Source organism: Helicobacter pylori Shi112 (genome assembly GCF_000277405.1).
In the GTDB taxonomy this organism is placed as follows: domain Bacteria; phylum Campylobacterota; class Campylobacteria; order Campylobacterales; family Helicobacteraceae; genus Helicobacter; species Helicobacter pylori_C.
The window spans coordinates 166,713-183,991 of sequence record NC_017741.1; the positions used below are offsets into that span (position 1 = coordinate 166,713).

At 39.0% G+C, this 17,279-nt stretch carries 16 protein-coding genes and 1 pseudogene; 10 read left to right on the forward strand and 7 right to left on the reverse strand.

Annotation, left to right across the window (positions count from 1 at the left end; all coding sequences use genetic code 11):
• Positions 1-6: 6 nt before the first annotated feature.
• Both fliR and HPSH112_RS00850 read right to left on the reverse strand, forming a co-directional pair.
• Positions 7-774: a flagellar biosynthetic protein FliR gene (gene fliR, locus HPSH112_RS00845; RefSeq protein WP_000883704.1), complete on the reverse strand. Its 768-nt coding sequence runs from the start codon at positions 772-774 to the stop codon at positions 7-9.
• On the reverse strand, positions 749-1,495 hold the full coding sequence (locus HPSH112_RS00850; protein ID WP_041199816.1) for an EI24 domain-containing protein: 747 nt from the start codon (positions 1,493-1,495) through the stop codon (positions 749-751). The genes fliR and HPSH112_RS00850 overlap by 26 nt, the downstream gene beginning before the upstream one ends.
• A 480-nt stretch (positions 1,496-1,975) precedes the next feature.
• Between HPSH112_RS00850 and cbf2 the strand changes: the two genes are divergently transcribed.
• From cbf2 to efp, 3 genes are read left to right on the forward strand one after another with little or no spacing between them, the layout of a single operon-like run.
• Positions 1,976-2,875, forward strand: coding sequence for a peptidylprolyl isomerase CBF2 (gene cbf2, locus HPSH112_RS00860; RefSeq protein WP_000739407.1), 900 nt, complete (start codon positions 1,976-1,978; stop codon positions 2,873-2,875).
• Positions 2,876-2,891: 16 nt separating this feature from the next.
• Positions 2,892-3,815 (forward strand): class II fructose-bisphosphate aldolase, encoded by a 924-nt coding sequence (locus tag HPSH112_RS00865; RefSeq protein ID WP_000960448.1) that lies wholly within the window; start codon positions 2,892-2,894, stop codon positions 3,813-3,815.
• A 21-nt stretch (positions 3,816-3,836) separates the two neighbouring features.
• Positions 3,837-4,400, forward strand: coding sequence for an elongation factor P (gene efp / locus HPSH112_RS00870; RefSeq protein ID WP_000974265.1), 564 nt, complete (start codon positions 3,837-3,839; stop codon positions 4,398-4,400).
• 538 nt (positions 4,401-4,938) lie between these two features.
• Here the strand turns inward: efp and pseI are convergent.
• From pseI to HPSH112_RS00885, 3 genes are read right to left on the reverse strand one after another with little or no spacing between them, the layout of a single operon-like run.
• Positions 4,939-5,967: a pseudaminic acid synthase gene (pseI, locus tag HPSH112_RS00875; protein ID WP_000941829.1), complete on the reverse strand. Its 1,029-nt coding sequence runs from the start codon at positions 5,965-5,967 to the stop codon at positions 4,939-4,941.
• A 3-nt stretch (positions 5,968-5,970) separates the two neighbouring features.
• Positions 5,971-6,612 (reverse strand): ABC transporter ATP-binding protein, encoded by a 642-nt coding sequence (locus tag HPSH112_RS00880; RefSeq protein WP_000588227.1) that lies wholly within the window; start codon positions 6,610-6,612, stop codon positions 5,971-5,973.
• A complete protein-coding gene (locus tag HPSH112_RS00885) occupies positions 6,612-7,886 on the reverse strand; it encodes an apolipoprotein N-acyltransferase (RefSeq protein ID WP_001236920.1) in 1,275 nt (424 codons plus the stop codon). Before HPSH112_RS00885 ends, HPSH112_RS00880 begins: the two co-directional genes overlap by 1 nt.
• 249 nt (positions 7,887-8,135) lie before the next feature.
• Here HPSH112_RS00885 and HPSH112_RS00890 point away from each other — a divergent pair, with 249 nt between their 5' ends.
• From HPSH112_RS00890 to HPSH112_RS08555, 6 genes are all read left to right on the forward strand, one after another.
• The gene (locus tag HPSH112_RS00890; RefSeq protein ID WP_001106302.1) at positions 8,136-8,837 is read left to right on the forward strand and encodes a CvpA family protein; all 702 of its coding nucleotides are present in this window, start codon (positions 8,136-8,138) and stop codon (positions 8,835-8,837) included.
• Positions 8,838-8,846: 9 nt separating this feature from the next.
• Positions 8,847-10,352 (forward strand): lysine--tRNA ligase, encoded by a 1,506-nt coding sequence (gene lysS, locus HPSH112_RS00895; RefSeq protein WP_000492522.1) that lies wholly within the window; start codon positions 8,847-8,849, stop codon positions 10,350-10,352.
• A complete protein-coding gene (locus tag HPSH112_RS00900; RefSeq protein ID WP_000323095.1) occupies positions 10,352-11,602 on the forward strand; it encodes a serine hydroxymethyltransferase in 1,251 nt (416 codons plus the stop codon). Before lysS ends, HPSH112_RS00900 begins: the two co-directional genes overlap by 1 nt.
• 10 nt (positions 11,603-11,612) lie before the next feature.
• Positions 11,613-12,155 (forward strand): DUF1882 domain-containing protein, encoded by a 543-nt coding sequence (locus HPSH112_RS00905; protein WP_000138085.1) that lies wholly within the window; start codon positions 11,613-11,615, stop codon positions 12,153-12,155.
• Positions 12,156-12,176: 21 nt separating this feature from the next.
• A complete protein-coding gene (locus HPSH112_RS00910; RefSeq protein WP_001290452.1) occupies positions 12,177-12,974 on the forward strand; it encodes a hypothetical protein in 798 nt (265 codons plus the stop codon).
• A 225-nt stretch (positions 12,975-13,199) separates the two neighbouring features.
• The gene (locus HPSH112_RS08555; protein ID WP_228839890.1) at positions 13,200-13,364 is read left to right on the forward strand and encodes a hypothetical protein; all 165 of its coding nucleotides are present in this window, start codon (positions 13,200-13,202) and stop codon (positions 13,362-13,364) included.
• On the opposite strand, the pseudogene HPSH112_RS00915 reads toward HPSH112_RS08555, so the two are convergent.
• A pseudogene (locus HPSH112_RS00915) lies at positions 13,361-15,056 on the reverse strand (DUF262 domain-containing protein). The gene HPSH112_RS08555 and the pseudogene HPSH112_RS00915 sit on opposite strands and share 4 nt — an antisense overlap.
• A gap of 163 nt (positions 15,057-15,219) precedes the next feature.
• Between HPSH112_RS00915 and HPSH112_RS00925 the strand changes: the two are divergent.
• The gene (locus HPSH112_RS00925; protein WP_000890445.1) at positions 15,220-15,753 is read left to right on the forward strand and encodes a TIGR00645 family protein; all 534 of its coding nucleotides are present in this window, start codon (positions 15,220-15,222) and stop codon (positions 15,751-15,753) included.
• A gap of 5 nt (positions 15,754-15,758) precedes the next feature.
• Here the strand turns inward: HPSH112_RS00925 and clsC are convergent, their stop codons facing one another.
• Positions 15,759-17,267, reverse strand: coding sequence for a cardiolipin synthase ClsC (gene clsC / locus HPSH112_RS00930; protein WP_000689085.1), 1,509 nt, complete (start codon positions 17,265-17,267; stop codon positions 15,759-15,761).
• Between the last annotated feature and the right edge of the window lie 12 nt (positions 17,268-17,279).

Genomic DNA, 17,279 nt, shown 5'->3' on the forward strand with positions numbered 1-17,279 from the left:
GATCCTTTAAAAGATTTTGCTAATGGTGCTAAAGGCCAGGCTGATTTCTTCTTTAAAACGCCCCATGATAGCTGAAATGATTAAGATAATGCCCACAAACCCGATCGCAATTTTAACCGGAAACCCGATCGCAAGCAGGTTGAACTGAGGGTGGGTTTTCATGATCATGCCAAAAATAATATCGCTCAATAACACCAAGCATAAAATAGGGAACGCCATAGAAAACCCTATGACAAACAAGTGCGAAAAGGCTTTGATAATGTTTTTAGCTAACGCTGGCTCAAAGACAAATTGCCCTAAAGGGACGGCTTTTAAGCTGTGATCCACAAACAAAATGATTTGATGGTGGAACGATAAATCCAATAAAATTAAAATCGCTAACAATAAAAGGGCTTGCCCTACAATGGGTTTTTGCGATCCTGAAATAGGATCATACGCGCTCGCCATCGTAAGCCCCATAGAAAAGCTGATGCTATCGGTTGCAAACACCAAGCTTGCAAAGACGATTTGCAAAAAGATAGACGCGCACACCCCTAAAAACAGCTCGCACAAGCAAGCAATAATAAAACCCTCTGGCGTGTAAGCGGCGTTTGAAAATTCTAAAGTGGGGTAAAAAATCGCGCTCACATACAAGCTCAAAGCCCCACGCACCGACAAAGGCACTAAATGGTTTTCAAAAAAAGGGAAAAAAGACAGCACGCCACTAACCCTTAAAAACAACAAGAAAAAATCCCTAACATGGGGGGTGCTAAGCTCTTGAATAAAATCTAGCATTCTTTTTCTTAAGGATAAAAAAGTAGTGCGTTAGCATTAGGGTTTGCAATAAAGTGGCAAAAAAATTAAAAAAAGGGATTAAGGAAAAAAGATAGCAAAAAAACGAAAAACGATAATGCTTTAACCGGTGCTGTTTGAGTAAATTTTGATAGCTTTGATGATTAAAAATCATGCTGGCTATATCCAAACTCATGGTGTTTTTGAAAAAAAGAAAATGCGGGATTATGGAAAAGAAGACCCCAAAGACCCCTATAAAGGGAATGAAATACAAGGGCGTTAAAACCGCCATCCATAAAAGCATAAAAATGAGCGATTTTAAAAAATATTTAATAGAAAAAAGAATAGAGCCAAATTCTTCTAAAACAACATGGGGATAATATTTTTGGTGCAAATAAGAAACCACCAAAGGGGTGTAAAAAACAGACGCAAAAATATTGATGACTAAACTCAAAAGAATCACGATCCAAAAAACAAGAAAATACACTAACGCTTTAAAGACCCATGCGAACACGCCAGCAAAAAAGCCTTGAGAATGGGAATAGTCATTCAAAGATTGCGGTAATAAAGTTTGGCAATAACCCACAATATTTGCACCATTGTAGTAAAAAACAGCTCCAAAAAACGCCAAACTCAAAAGGATAGGACCAAGATTGATTAAAAGCATTCTAGCGCTTAAAAAATCATTAAAGCTTTTTTTAAGGATAGATAAAGACAAAACCATAACTTGAAATCCTTCTTCACTCACTTTGCTAGGGTAATTTAAGCGCAAAGTCCCTTAATCTTACATAGTAGGCTTATAAATATGAGATTGACTAAAAGAATATAGAAGTTATTTAATATGGACATAACATGTAGTAATAAAAACATTATGGGGTAAAACAATACCATCAGTATCCAAGGATACAAAATGATTGCAGCAACAATGGTAAATATAACATTCATCATTGTCTTATAAAATTTTGAATCTTCTTTAACACCCTTTTTCTTTCCAAAATAGAATATAACTAACACCAAATAAATACAATAAATATTATTACAATATCTGCGGCGAACATTTTTACCCACTTTTAACGGAATGAATAACTTTAAGCATTTCTTACCCTTAATGTGAGTTTTCTATAATCATGATAGCTGATTTTGTTTTAAATTTGCTATAATGTGAATTTAATGATGAAAATTAGTTTAGAGTGGAGAACACACAATGAAAAAAAATATCTTGAATTTAGCGTTAGTGGGCGCGTTGAGTGCGTCGTTTTTGATGGCCAAGCCGGCTCATAACGCAAATAACGCTACGCATAACACAAAAAAAACGGCTGATTCTTCAGCAGGCGTGTTAGCGACAGTGGATGGCATACCTATCACTAAAAGCGATTTTGATATGATTAAGCAACGAAATCCTAATTTTGATTTTGACAAGCTTAAAGAGAAAGAGAAAGAAGCCTTGATTGAGCAAGCCATTCGCACCGCGCTTGTAGAAAATGAAGCTAAAACAGAAAAGCTCGATCAGACTCCAGAATTTAAAGCGATGATGGAAGCGGTTAAAAAACAGGCTTTAGTGGAATTTTGGGCTAAAAAACAGGCTGAAGAAGTGAAAAAAATCCAAATCCCAGAAAAGGAAATGCAAGATTTTTACAACGCTAATAAAGATCAGCTTTTTGTCAAGCAAGAAGCCCATGCTAGGCATATTTTAGTGAAAACCGAAGATGAGGCTAAACGGATTATTTCTGAGATTGACAAACAGCCAAAGACTAAAAAAGAAGCCAAATTCATTGAGTTGGCTAATCGGGATACGATTGATCCTAACAGCAAGAACGCGCAAAATGGCGGCGATTTAGGGAAATTCCAAAAAAACCAAATGGCTCCGGATTTTTCTAAAGCCGCTTTCGCTTTAACTCCTGGGAATTACACTAAAACCCCTGTTAAAACAGAATTTGGTTATCATATTATCTATTTGATTTCTAAAGATAGCCCTGTAACTTACACTTATGAGCAGGCTAAACCCACCATTAAGGGGATGTTGCAAGAAAAGCTTTTCCAAGAACGCATGAATCAACGCATTGAGGAACTAAGAAAGCGTGCTAAAATTGTTATCAACAAGTAATTGATGAGGTGTTATCATGTTAGTTAAAGGCAATGAAATCTTACTGAAGGCCCATAAAGAAGGCTATGGGGTAGGGGCGTTTAATTTCGTGAATTTTGAAATGCTAAACGCTATTTTTGAAGCAGGAAATGAGGAAAATTCCCCACTTTTCATTCAAGCGAGTGAAGGAGCGATCAAATACATGGGGATTGATATGGCGGTGGGCATGGTGAAAATCATGTGCGAACGCTACCCGCACATTCCTGTAGCCTTACACTTAGATCATGGCACGACTTTTGAAAGTTGTGAAAAAGCCGTGAAAGCGGGTTTCACCTCCGTGATGATTGATGCGTCTCATCATGCTTTTGAAGAAAATTTGGAATTGACTTCTAAAGTGGTCAAAATGGCGCATAACGCTGGAGTGAGCGTGGAAGCGGAGTTGGGGCGTTTAATGGGGATTGAAGACAACATTTCAGTGGATGAAAAAGACGCGGTGTTAGTGAATCCTAAAGAAGCGGAGCAGTTTGTCAAAGAATCTCAAGTGGATTACTTAGCCCCAGCCATTGGGACAAGCCATGGAGCGTTTAAGTTTAAGGGCGAGCCCAAATTGGATTTTGAACGCTTGCAAGAAGTCAAAAGGCTCACTAATATCCCTTTAGTCTTGCATGGAGCGAGCGCGATACCAGATGGTGTGAGGAAATCTTATTTGGACGCTGGAGGCGATTTGAAAGGCTCTAAGGGCGTGCCTTTTGAATTTTTACAAGAATCCGTAAAAGGGGGGATCAATAAGGTCAATACCGACACGGATTTAAGGATCGCTTTCATCGCAGAAGTGCGCAAGGTGGCTAATGAAGATAAGAGCCAATTTGATTTGAGAAAGTTTTTTTCTCCGGCCCAATTAGCGCTTAAAAATGTGGTCAAAGAGCGCATGAAACTTTTGGGCAGCGCTAATAAAATTTAACCAACAAGGAAAGAGTGTAACATGGCAATTGGGATGAGTGAGCTCAAAAAGGGCTTGAAAATTGAGTTGGGCGGTGTGCCTTATAGGATCGTAGAATACCAGCATGTCAAGCCCGGCAAGGGTGCGGCTTTTGTGCGTGCGAAAATCAAGTCGTTTTTAGATGGCAAGGTGATTGAGAAAACTTTCCATGCGGGGGATAAGTGCGAAGAGCCTAATCTGGTTGAAAAAACGATGCAATACCTTTATCACGATGGCGATACATACCAATTCATGGACATAGAGAGCTATGAGCAAATCGCCTTAAACGACTCTCAAGTGGGCGAGGCTTCTAAATGGATGCTAGACGGCATGCAAGTGCAGGTTTTATTGCATAATGACAAGGCGATTTCAGTGGATGTGCCGCAAGTTGTGGCTTTAAAGATTGTGGAAACAGCCCCTAATTTTAAGGGCGATACTTCAAGCGCGAGTAAAAAACCAGCGACTTTAGAAACCGGTGCGGTCGTGCAAGTGCCTTTCCATGTTTTAGAGGGTGAGATTATTAAAGTCAATACGGAAACAGAAGAGTATCTTGAAAAGGTGAAGTGAGATTATCTTTTTATTGAGTTAGCGCTTTAGGCACAGCTTTTTTGTCATAAGGGGTTGTTTTATTAGCCCCTTATTTTGACTTTATTTAATGAGCCTTATTTGAAGCGTGCGTGAAATCTGTGATTAAAAATTATTTAGAATTTCTTTTCTCTGTTCTTATTTGGAATTGATCATAAAATATAAAAAATGCTTTAGTATTTTTACAATCTAAAAAGAGCTTGATTGAACCAAGCAAATAATCTCTTAAGAAAGCTGTCTTTGGGGGTTAGGGGATTTGATTGGAGGTTAGTGGGTATTAAGCACAAAGCATTTCTTTATCCCCTTAAAAAATGGGTTTTATTATAAAATTTAAAACGATAACGACAAGGTAATCCTAATTTTTATTAAAAATTAAAGTTAATTGAAATTTAAATAAGGTTTTAGTTGCAATATGTGACGAGAACGATGCCCCTATCCCCTTAAGAGTTTAAAATAAAGAAAATGAGTCTAAAATCAAATCTAAAACCACAAAACAAAATTTAAAACCCCCATTTTTTAATCAAACCTGCAATGAGCGTTCTATACCATCAGCGCTTAAAGGAGTGTTGGCTTTTAAGAATTTTGATGCCTTTTGGCCTAAAATTTCTTTATAAAATTTAGGGTGTAAGCCAAGGTTGGGGCGTAAGGCTTTGATATTATCGCTAGTCAATGCTTCGCCTTTTTGAATATCCTTAATGACAAATAAAGAGCGCATAAAGAATCTCCGCTCCTCTAAAGTCTTTGGATTGATTTTAGGCTCTTCTTCGCCCAAGGCTAAAACGCTTTGTTTGATGGCTTCAACCATGCTTTTAAATCCGTTAAAATCCATGCTAAAAGCGCTGTCTGGGGTTTGTAAGGATTTGTTTAAAATGAAATGCTTTTCTATCATGCTCGCCCCTAAAGTGGTGGCTAGAATGGGGCAAAGAGAGCCAATCGTGTGATCGCTCAAGCCAAATTTAACGCCAAAGGTTTCGCCTAATTTAACCATGCTCAATAAATTAGCGTCTTCTATTTTACTGGGATAAGCGCTCACGCATTTTAAAAGGGTGATGTCAAAATTACCCGCTCCTTTGCACAATGAGATAGCGTCTTGCAATTCGGTGTGTGTAGCGATACCGCTAGAAAGGATAATGGGTTTTTTTGTGCGAGCGACCTTTTCAATCAAGTCTAAATCAACGATTTCAAAACTAGCGATTTTATACATGGGGCAATTTAGGCTCTCTAAAAGTTCTAAAGCTTTTGAGCTAAAAGGCGAGCTAAAAATGCCTAAATCAAGCTTTTTAGCCAATTCAAACAATTCAGCATGCCATTCTAGGGGGGTGGAAGCCTTTTGATACAATTCATACAAATTTTCTTTATCCCATAAAGTGCCTTGGATGATGAAAGGATCTTCTTTAGAGTTTAAAGTCATGCAGCTTGGCGTGTAGGTTTGGAGCTTGACAAAATCCGCCCCGCTTTCCTTAATGGCATGAAGGCTTTCTTTAGCGAGGTTTAAATCCTGGTTATGATTAGCGCTCAATTCGGCGACAATTTTAGGGCGTTGTAACATTTCTTATTTTTCCTTAATCAAAACTTCTTTTTCTAAGCGATAGACTTGAGAGCAAGTGAAAGCCAAATGCTCATCATGCGTGGCTAAAACTAACGCCCCTTCTTTTTCTGTAATGTAATTTTGCAGCATGCTGATGACTTGATTAGCGCTAGTGGTGTCTAAATTCCCGGTGGGTTCATCAGCGATAATGATTTTAGGTTTTTTAGAAAGCACTCTGGCGATACTTAAGCGTTGTTGCTGGCCACCGCTCAATTCACCCACGCCTTGTTTTAGGGTGTGGGCTATGCCTAATTGTTCTAAAAGGGAATGATCGATTTCTTGCTTGGCTAGGATGGAAGCGACTTGCAGGTTTTCTAAAGCGCTAAAACCCTTAAAAAGGTAATGCGATTGGAAGACTATACCCACTTTTAAGCGCCGTAATTCCAAAAGCTTTTTGGAATTTAAAGCATAAATATCTTGGTGTTCTAACAAACTAATTGTTCCGCTATTGGGTTTTAACATGGTGGCTAAATGGCTTAAAAGCGTGCTTTTACCGCTCCCGCTCACGCCTAAAATCGCCAGGCTTTCTTTGGGCTTGATGTGCAAATTCACGCCGTTATAAAGGGGCTTTTCAAAAGCATGAGAAATATTAATCGCTTTAATCATTATCGTTTCCTAAAAAGAATATCGCCTAATAAACTAGGGTTTAAAATGTAAGAAGTTGAAAAGTTCGCGCTGTGCAAGATGATTTTATCATAACGCCTTGCATAGTATTTTAAAAGCGTTTTTTGCAAAGTGGGTTCAATGCTTGGGCTAAACCATGCGTTATTGCTCATCACGATAAAAATTTTTGAAGAGCTGTTTGAGTAAGCGGGTTTGGAAGTGCCTTCATAGCAAATCAGGGGGCGAAAAGTAAAATCGTCTAATGTAAAATCGCTGAAATTGGAAGCGTTGCGGTATAAATAAGCACTCTCGCCAAAAAAGAGCTTTTCAAGGGGTTTTTGAAGAAACTCCGGTAAAGGCATTGTTTCGCCAAAGGGGGCTAAAACCACTTTATCAGCGATCTGAACGCTTTCTTTAGAAAATAAAAACGAGCTGTTATAAAGGCTATAGCCTTGAGTCCGTAATGTCCCTATTAAAATAGCAATATTACCGCTTAAATCTTCTAGCTTAGCTTTAAAGGGGGAGTTTTCTAAAGCGATGGGGTAGGCAGTCTCTGGAAAAACGATCAAGGTTTTTTGCTTGCTTTGAGCGAGCTTGATTTCTTTGAGAATGTTGTTTTCAATATTGTTAAGGTAGTTTGAGTCAAATTTCAAATCTTGGGGTGTTTTTGTAGAGATTAATTCAATATTTCCAACCTTTTTTAAATCGCTCGTTTTAAAACCATTAAAATCCAACGCACTCAGTAACAATAAAACCGCTATGATCCTGTATTTTTTGAATTGTTTAGCGCTCAAAAAAATGCAAGCCAAAAAAACAAGCCCTAGCGATAATTTATCCACCCTAAACACACTATAAGAAAAAAAGCTATCCGGGACTAACCAATCAAATCCAAAGGGGTGGATAAAACTAGAGCCTAAAAAACTCAAAAGCCTGAAGTAGGGGTTTTCAAAATAGAGCAACAAATAAAATAAAACCCCATAAACTAACGCTATTAAAACAATGATTAAGGGTAATAAATAAGTGAAATCCGAGTAGCGGAAGCTTAAAGCGCACCAATAAAACAATAGCACCCCCACAAAAAACCCCAAAGCAAAAGCACTATTCTTTGGGGTTTTTAAAAACGCTAGCATGCTTAAAGGGGCTAATAGGCTTGTGAGTGTGATAGAAACATAGGGGTTTTCAACCGCATAAGCGTCTAAAACAGCGTTCGCATACACGCTTGAAACAAACGCGCACGCTAATAAAAAAGCGTTTTGATTGAATAGAATAAGACGCATGGCTAAATTTTGAAACCTTGAGATTGTTTTAGTGTATTATAGCTATATTTTAATTTAAGAATTTTAGATTGATTTTTTTAAGGGTAGTTTTTTTTAAGTTGTGTTATTATTTTCAAATTTCAAGTCTAAAGAGCGTGGATTGATAGCGTTAAAAATCATGAGCGTTTTTTTTTGGGGTGTTTTTGGGGCGTTTTTGAACGCTCGCTATCTTTATGCGAGATATATGAGAGAAAGGTTTGGGTTTAGGGTTTGAATTATATTGATTTGGCGTTACTTGTGGTGGTGGTAGCCTTTGGGATTAGGGGATTTTATCATGGCTTCGTGAGTGAAGTGGCGGGGACTTTAGGGATTGTGCTTGGCGTGTATTTAGCGTCTCGCTATTCTGTGGCTGTTGGGCATTTATTTTCAGAGCATTTGTATGATTTAAGAAATGAAACCATGACGAATCTCATCGGTTTTTTGTTGGTGTTAGCGTCTATTTGGGTGTTTTTTTTAGCTTTTGGAGTGTTGCTAGGCAAGGTGTTAGTCTTTAGCGGGTTAGGCATTATAGACAAAGCGTTAGGGTTTATTTTTTCATGCTTGAAGACTTTTTTAGTGCTTTCTTTCATCCTTTATGCGCTCTCTAAAATGGAAGTGATGAAAGACGCTAACGCCTACTTGCAAGAAAAAAGTGCTTTTTTTTCTACCATGAAAAGCGTTGCTAGTAAGATCATGCGTCTTGATGGCGTCAAACATGTGGAGCAAAACCTTAAAAACAACCTTGAAGAAATGAGCGATGGAGTCAAAAATAAAGAATCCCTCAATAAAACTAAAGAGTCTTTTGATAAAGCGATAGATAAGGGCATGGAAGCTTTAAAAGAAAAGGCTAAAGACTTGCCTAAAAACATGCTAGATCCAAAAGCTAACCAAACCCCACCAAACCACACCCCATCCAATAAAGAACCCCTATAAAGGCATAACATGTTTTCTAACCAATACATCCAACAACGCATCCATAAAGCCAACAGCTTGAGAGAAGAAGGGAAAAACCCTTATAAAAACGGCTTGAAACGAAGCCTTACAAACGCCGCTTTTTTAGAAAAATACGCTTATGTTAAGGGTTTAGAAGAGCCTAAAGACAAGGAAAAATGCGAAAGTATTGTAGGGAGGGTCAAGCTTTTGCGTTTAATGGGTAAGGCTTGTTTTATTAAAATTGAAGATGAAAGCGCGATTTTGCAAGCTTATGTTTCGCAAAATGAATTGAACGATGAATTTAAAAGCCTGAAAAAGCATTTAGAAGTGGGCGATATTGTGTTGGTGAAAGGTTTCCCTTTTGCTACCAAAACCGGTGAATTGAGCGTTCATGCCCTAGAATTTCATATTTTAAGCAAAACCATTGTGCCTTTACCCGAAAAATTCCATGGACTGAGCGATATAGAATTGCGTTACCGCCAGCGCTACTTGGATTTGATCGTCAATCCTAGCGTTAAAGATGTGTTTAAAAAACGCAGTTTGATTGTTTCTAGCGTGCGGAAATTCTTTGAAACGGAAGGGTTTTTAGAAGTGGAAACCCCCATGATGCACCCCATTCCTGGCGGGGCGAACGCAAGGCCTTTTATCACTTACCATAACGCTTTAGAAATTGAAAGGTATTTAAGAATCGCTCCAGAATTATATCTCAAGCGCTTGATTGTGGGGGGTTTTGAAGCGGTGTTTGAAATCAATCGCAATTTCAGGAATGAGGGCATGGATCACAGCCATAACCCCGAATTTACGATGATTGAGTTTTATTGGGCGTATCACACTTATGAAGATTTGATTGAACTTAGTAAGAGATTATTTGACTACTTGCTAAAGACTTTGAACTTACCTTCAAAAATCATTTATAACGATATGGAAGTGGATTTCAACCAAACGAGCGTGATTTCCTATTTGGACGCTTTAGAAACAATAGGGGGCATTAGTAAGGATATTTTAGAAAAAGAAGACAGGCTTTTGGCTTATTTGTTAGAGCAAAGTATTAAAGTAGAGCCAGATCTCACTTATGGCAAATTGCTCGCTGAAGCGTTTGATCATTTTGTAGAGCACCAGCTCATTAACCCCACTTTTGTAACCCAATACCCCATTGAGATTAGCCCCTTAGCCAGACGCAACGATAGTAACCCTAATATTGCTGACAGGTTTGAATTGTTTATTGCCGGGAAAGAAATCGCTAACGGCTTTAGCGAGTTGAACGATCCTTTAGATCAATTAGAACGCTTTAAAAATCAAGTGGCTGAAAAAGAAAAAGGCGATGAAGAAGCCCAATACATGGATGAAGATTATGTGTGGGCGTTAGCCCATGGAATGCCCCCCACTGCAGGGCAAGGCATAGGCATTGATAGATTAGTGATGCTACTCACTGGAGCTAAAAGCATTAAAGATGTGATTTTATTCCCAGCGATGCGTCCTGTTAAAAACGATTTTAATGTGGAGAGTGAAGAATAATGGCGTATTTTTTAGAACAAACGGACAGTGAAATTTTTGAGCTTATCTTTGAAGAATATAAGCGGCAAAATGAGCATTTAGAAATGATAGCGAGCGAGAATTACACTTTTGCAAGCGTTATGGAGGCTATGGGGAGTGTTTTAACGAATAAATACGCTGAAGGCTATCCTAACAAGCGCTACTATGGAGGCTGTGAAGTGGTGGATAAAATAGAAAGCTTGGCCATAGAAAGGGCTAAAAAGCTTTTTAATTGCCAGTTCGCTAATGTGCAAGCGCACTCAGGTTCACAAGCCAATAACGCTGTCTATCACGCTCTTTTAAAGCCTTATGACAAGATTTTGGGCATGGATTTAAGCTGTGGAGGGCATTTAACGCATGGCGCTAAAGTGAGTTTAACCGGCAAGCATTATCAGAGCTTTTCTTATGGCGTGAATTTAGATGGCTATATTGATTATGAAGAAGCACTAAAAATCGCTCAAAGCGTTAAGCCAGAAATCATTGTGTGTGGGTTTTCAGCCTATCCAAGGGAGATTGATTTTAAGAAATTTAGAGAAATCGCTGATGAAGTGGGAGCGTTACTATTAGGCGATATAGCCCATGTGGCAGGACTTGTGGTAACCGGTGAGCATGCCCATCCTTTCCCGCATTGCCATGTGGTTTCAAGCACCACTCATAAGACCTTAAGAGGGCCTAGAGGGGGGCTTATTTTAACCAATGATGAAGAGATAGCGGCTAAGATTGATAAAGCGATTTTTCCAGGAACTCAAGGCGGGCCTTTGATGCATGCAATTGCTGCTAAAGCGGTGGGGTTTAAAGAGAATCTAAAACCAGAATTTAAAGCTTATGCACAATTAGTGAAATCTAACATGCAAGTTTTGGCTAAAGCGTTACAAGAAAAAAACCATAAGTTAGTGAGTGGTGGCACTTCTAACCATTTGCTTTTAATGGATTTCTTAGACAAGCCTTATAGCGGGAAAGACGCTGATATTGCATTAGGGAATGCCGGAATCACCGTGAATAAAAACACCATTCCTGGCGAAACGCGCAGCCCTTTTGTAACGAGTGGGATAAGGATTGGCTCAGCGGCATTGAGCGCAAGGGGCATGGGAGCTAAGGAATTTGAAATCATAGGGAATAAAATATCAGATATTTTGAATGATATTAATAATGTTAGTTTGCAATTGCATGTGAAAGAAGAATTGAAGGCCATGGCCAGTCAATTCCCTGTGTATCAACAACCTATTTTTTAAGGGAGTCAAGATGACAGAAATGGAATTAAAGCTCATTAAGATAGACACAAGCCATTATTTTGAAAAAAAACCAGGCTTGGGGGAGAGGGTGGATTATGCGGGGCGTTGCTTCTATAATAAATTCCAAAGAGTGAATGCCATGCTCACAAGCTCGCTCATTCAAAAGCATTTGAAAAAAGAAATAGAAATCGCGCACAACCTCATCTTGCGTAACGATAAGGTGGAAAATATTGTGTTTGATTATAACGGGAGGAACCCGGAGCGTTTTTATCATAAGGTGCAGTTATTGCTTCGTGAGGAAGGTTTTATGAATTTTACCGCTTATAACACGAAGACGCCAGGGCATTTGCATTTGTATGTGCATAAAGGGCATACGGAATTAGGCGAGGGTGAAAGGTTGGTTAAAACTTTGTCTATGAAATTAGCGCAAGGGTTGCCTAAAGAATGGAGGGTCTTCCCTAGCAATGAATGGCCTAAGGAATTTAATATTTTAGCTTTACCTTATGAAGTGTTTGCAAAAGAGCGAGGGAGCTTTTGGGCGAAGCATTTATAACAATTTTTGAAAGGATTTTTGATGTCAGAAAAAGAAAGACTGAATGAAGTGATCTTAGAAGAAGAAAATAATGGGGGTGGCACTAAAAAGGTGTTTTTGATCGTGGCTATAGCCATTATCATTTTAGCGGTGCTTTTAATGGTGTTTTGGAAAAGCACGAGAGTCGCTCCTAAAGAGACTTTTTTACAAACCGATAGCGGCATGCAAAAAATAGGCAACACTAAAGACGAGAAAAAAGACGATGCGTTTGAAAACTTGAATTTGGACCTTTCTAAACAAGAAAGCGATCTGGACAAAGTGGCGGATAATGTTAAAAAGCAAGAAAGCGATGCGTTTAACATGCCCACCCAAACCAATCAAACTCAAACGGAGATCAAAACAACAGAAGAAACGCAAGAAGCTAAAAAAGAATTAAAAGCTGTTGAGAACACTCCCATGAGTACTCAAAAAGAATCTCAAGCTGTGGTTAAAAAAGAAACCCCCCATGAAAAGCCTAAAGTAAAAGATAAGGAAGCTCATAAAGATAAAGCTAAGCATGCGGCTAAAGAGCCAAAAGCCAAAAAAGAAGCTCACAAAGAAGTTCCTAAAAAAGCCAATTCTAAAACCACTAAAGGGCATTATTTGCAAGTGGGGGTTTTTGCACACACGCCTAACAAAGCGTTTTTGCAAGCGTTTAACCAATTCCCCCATAAGATTGAAGATAGGGGAGCAACGAAGCGCTATCTCATAGGCCCGTATAAGAGCAAGCAAGAAGCCTTAATGCATGCTGATGAAGTCAGCAAAAAGATGACTAAACCGGTTGTCATAGAAGCGCGCTAGGGGTTTTGAGCTAGAAATTCTTATTTTTTTCTTGGGCAGTTTTTAGCGGATTGCCCAAGCATTAAAACGAGGCAACTTACTCCATCGGCTCGCATAATTTTAACAGAGAGTCAAGATAAGCGGATTTTTTGATCAATATACCTATTTGGTCTTTGAGGAATTCAGATAATCCTTGCGTTTGAATTCAGTCTTAAAGAGCATTCATTCGCTAAAGACATTTGTTTGTTGTTTGAAAACTATGGGGGCTTTAAATCGTATGAAATTATTGTTTGTTGTTTGATAACTCCCCTAACTCTCCAAGAAGAGAGCGGTTTGAAACTAGCCTTATGGGTGGATATGGTGGGGCTAGAAGCAAGAGAGCAAGCGCGCTCACGCTTCTTTAATCCTTAGTGGGTGGCGAAATCCTTAAAAAAGGTGTTGATCAGCCACTCTCGCATTTCATCATTCCTTGCTATCAAGACCTTTTTGCTGAAACCTTTTACATTAAAGCGCCTATTGAAAGGGATCTCACTACTTTTGTAGATTTCATCTTTTCCATACAGATCCTTATCGCTTGCCTTAAGATTGAGCGAATTTTCTAGGGAGATGAGATTGCCGTATGTGTCAATATAGTCTTCAAGATCTTTCTTGCCTTCAAAACCAAGTTTTTGGATCTCAATTTCATTGTCCAATTTTAATAAATTGATGGGGATGATGCGCTCTTTTTCTTGGGAGAGTTGCTTCCCTGGGATCAATTTTTTGAGATCGGCAATCCCCATCTCCTGGCAGTTCTTTTCAAAGAAGATATAGTGGAAGTATTTTGAGTTTGATATGTTTCTCACAAGCTCCTGAGAAGCCGACTCTATATCATTTCTGCATTGGGCGATTATCTTGCTATTCAATCCCTCTTTGCCCTTTTGAAGATACTCCTCAATCAGATTATAAGCCACTGAATCCGATCCTTTGCGACCTTTGGAAAGCAAGATATCGGTTTTGGCAAAGAGTCTCAGCGTTTCATCGTCTAGCTCGTTGTTGATTTTCAGGCGGATGAGCGAATTGAAAAAAAGCGGGTTGATCGTGTTGATGAGCATGACTTTAAAGGTGGTTGGGTTGGTGTCAATCTCGATCAATAGATCAAGGAAAGCCTGATAGAAATTTTTCAAATCGCTGACATAGGATTGGATGAAACTTTTCAATTTTTTGCTTTTTTTGATTTCTTTTAATTCATCTTTGAGTTGTTCGTATGTGTCTTCTGTGCTTGTTCTGTAGTGCCCTAAAAAATCGATCCCATCAAATCTTTGACTCCCTGCGTGGTAGCGGAAGATATCGCCTTCATCTGAGCCTCCAACGCTGGAGATGTGGTTGCTCTTTTTGATCTTGGCAAAGATCTTAAAGATCTCTCCAAAATGATCGTTGATGAACTGGTCTAGCCCCCTTTTCCCATTGCAAAAAGTGTTGGAGTAATAGATGAGAAGGGATTTTAGTTTGTCTAGCAAGAGGAGAGGTACGCCTCTATCATTCACGCTCTGAAAGGTTCTGATAGCTCTTCTTAGGATCGGGCTCTTCAAGCCGCATCAAAACCGTTTCCAACAGTGCCTCCAAACGCTCATTTACTTCTTCTTTATTCAATTTGCTGACTTTGTCCAAGATGGCCTTCAAAACCTCAAAGAGATTTTGCTTACCCTCGGTGTCTGCATCTTTTTCACAATGGCTGATATTCCCCTTTTCTGCCGCTTCCAAGAGCGCTTTGAAGAAGCTTTGGTTTTGAGGAGCGACTTCTAATTTTAATTCCCCCTTTTGGTATAGATATTTTCTTGTCTCTTGCTTGTCTTCCTCATTTTGCTTGTTCGCCAAGACATGCAAGAGCATGAATATGGTGGTCGTTCGTTGCTGGCCGTCAATGATGTCATACAATTTTTTGTTGTCTTCATTCTTAGCGACAACCATGGTGCCTATAAAATGCCCCTGACCCTTGTAATCTATCGCTTCTTCTAGGTCTTCTCACAGATTCCTAAAGTTTTTGTCCTTCCAGGCGTAATCCCTCTGATAGTTGGGGATGCTGTATCCTTCCGCTTGAAAGATCTCTTTTATAGTGGTTTTCATTCGCTTCTCCTTTGTTGCATGCAGCAGTCAAATTTATACCATAAATACCATAAGAATGGCTTGAAATTCCACTCCATCAAGGCATTCTGTTAGCCACTCGGGGGCGTTTATTAGCTATAATCAAGGGTTTAAAAAAGACATAATCCTTAAAAAGAGTTTGAACATGTTAGAAAAATTGATTGAAAGAGTGTTGTTTGCCACTCGTTGGTTGCTAGCCCCTTTATGCATTGCCATGTCGTTAGTGCTGGTGGTTTTAGGCTATGTGTTCATGAAAGAGTTGTGGCACATGCTAAGCCACCTAGACACGATCAGCGAAACGGATTTGGTTTTATCAGCCTTAGGATTAGTGGATTTGTTGTTTATGGCCGGGCTTGTTTTAATGGTGTTGCTCGCCAGTTATGAAAGCTTTGTTTCTAAATTAGACAAGGTGGATGCTAGTGAAATCACTTGGCTAAAGCACACGGATTTTAACGCTTTAAAATTAAAGGTTTCACTCTCCATTGTGGCGATTTCGGCGATTTTCTTGCTCAAACGCTACATGAGCTTAGAAGATGTTTTATCCAGCATTCCTAAGGATACGCCCCTATCGCATAATCCCATTTTTTGGCAAGTGGTGATCCATTTGGTGTTTGTGTGTTCAGCGCTTTTAGCTGCTGTTACCAATAACATCGCTTTTTCGCAAAATAAAGGGCATTAAAAGTTTTAAAGCTCTCTTTCAGGAAGGACTTTAGACCATTCTTTAATCAAGCGTAAAAAGAAGGAAGTATCAGGCGAAGTTTTTTCATGGATTAAAATCCCTTCTTCCACCGCTTCCCAAATAACCCTATGCCGATACACCACCAAATGCCATGATTGTTGGGCATGATCTTTAAGCGACAAACGCACCCTTTTAGCAAAAGACGGGTTGTCAAACAAGACCGCGCTTTCAGTGTTGATGTATGCAGAACGCGGATCAATATTAAAACTCCCTAGAAGCGTCAAATTGTCATCAAAAACAATCGTCTTGCCGTGTAAGGAATGTTTGGTGCTAAAGCGCCCTTTAATCTGGCGGTTGAAAAAATCGTTTCGTATTTCATAAACATTCGCACCCATTCGCACTAATTGGTTGCGATACCTTTCCCACGCCCCATAGACCACTATCGCATCAGTAGATGAAAGGGAATTGGTAAGAATATTCAATTCAATCCCCTTAGAAATTTGATTTTTAAAGATTTTCATCATCTTTTTGCCTGGAATAAAATACGATGAAGCGATAAAAACGGAGTCTTTAGCGTTTTTAAGGGCTTTCTCAAAAGCGATTTTGATAGGCGAATACAAGGGCGTGTCAATTTTTTTGGGTGAATCAGCTAAAAAAATGGCATTCCCATAATAAATGGGGTATTGGTATTTTTGGAAGCGTTCTATAAAATCATTGACTTTTTTTTTAAACTGGTTTTTGTCTTCAGCGCTGATAGGGATTTTTTCATGGAGTTTAGCGATTTCTTTAGCGTTGTTTTTGAGTCTTTTATGGGTTCTTAGTAATGAAACAGGGATAGAGCGGTGGAATCTCCAATAGCGTTCAAAGCTTTCTTTGGCTTTTGAAGCAACCCCCCCAAAAAACAAAGCGTCTAAATCTAAAAAATTCGTGTCTAAATCGTTATCAAAATAATTATCCCCAATATTGCGCCCCCCTATAATGACAGCGAAATTATCCACGATGAAAAGCTTGTTGTGCATGCGTTTTTTAATGCGCTCATAATCCGCAAGCATTTCAAAATAACGCAAGCCTTTATTGCGGATATAGTAGGGGTTAAAAATTTTCACTTCAATATTTTTATGGAAATTTAAGAGCATAATATCTGAAAAATCCGAATACACTCCGTTATCGTCTAAAAGGATGCGCACTTTTACCCCACGATTGGCCGCATTTAAAAGTTCTTTGGCGATCACTTGAGAGGAAAGATCGTTCTTATAAATATAAGTTTGCATGTCAATGCTTTTTTGGCTCATTCTAATAAGTCCCACTCTATGCAACAAGGCGTCAAAGCCGTCTTCTAAAAGAATGGCCGCGCTATGGTTAGGGTTTTCTTTTAATTTTTCAGCATACAAGCTCCCAATGGCGGTAGTGTAGGGATCATAAGAGATAGGGGGGCTTGAAATGGGAGTCTTATAGACTAACCCAAAGCACCCATTAAAAAAAAAGACGCTTAAAAGGACTAAAAAGATTTTCAAAAACGACCCACT

Excerpts from the sequence above, each read along its gene's own strand:
- lysS (WP_000492522.1), top strand. The coding sequence starts at position 8,847 with ATGTTTTCTAACCAATACATCCAACAACGCATCCATAAAGCCAACAGC.
- HPSH112_RS00885 (WP_001236920.1), bottom strand. The coding sequence starts at position 7,886 with ATGCGTCTTATTCTATTCAATCAAAACGCTTTTTTATTAGCGTGCGCG.
- pseI (WP_000941829.1), bottom strand. The coding sequence starts at position 5,967 with ATGTTACAACGCCCTAAAATTGTCGCCGAATTGAGCGCTAATCATAAC.
- HPSH112_RS00900 (WP_000323095.1), top strand. The coding sequence starts at position 10,352 with ATGGCGTATTTTTTAGAACAAACGGACAGTGAAATTTTTGAGCTTATC.
- HPSH112_RS00925 (WP_000890445.1), top strand. The coding sequence starts at position 15,220 with ATGTTAGAAAAATTGATTGAAAGAGTGTTGTTTGCCACTCGTTGGTTG.
- efp (WP_000974265.1), top strand. The coding sequence starts at position 3,837 with ATGGCAATTGGGATGAGTGAGCTCAAAAAGGGCTTGAAAATTGAGTTG.
- HPSH112_RS00880 (WP_000588227.1), bottom strand. The coding sequence starts at position 6,612 with ATGATTAAAGCGATTAATATTTCTCATGCTTTTGAAAAGCCCCTTTAT.
- cbf2 (WP_000739407.1), top strand. The coding sequence starts at position 1,976 with ATGAAAAAAAATATCTTGAATTTAGCGTTAGTGGGCGCGTTGAGTGCG.
- HPSH112_RS00865 (WP_000960448.1), top strand. The coding sequence starts at position 2,892 with ATGTTAGTTAAAGGCAATGAAATCTTACTGAAGGCCCATAAAGAAGGC.
- HPSH112_RS00850 (WP_041199816.1), bottom strand. The coding sequence starts at position 1,495 with ATGGTTTTGTCTTTATCTATCCTTAAAAAAAGCTTTAATGATTTTTTA.
- HPSH112_RS00905 (WP_000138085.1), top strand. The coding sequence starts at position 11,613 with ATGACAGAAATGGAATTAAAGCTCATTAAGATAGACACAAGCCATTAT.
- fliR (WP_000883704.1), bottom strand. The coding sequence starts at position 774 with ATGCTAGATTTTATTCAAGAGCTTAGCACCCCCCATGTTAGGGATTTT.
- HPSH112_RS00910 (WP_001290452.1), top strand. The coding sequence starts at position 12,177 with ATGTCAGAAAAAGAAAGACTGAATGAAGTGATCTTAGAAGAAGAAAAT.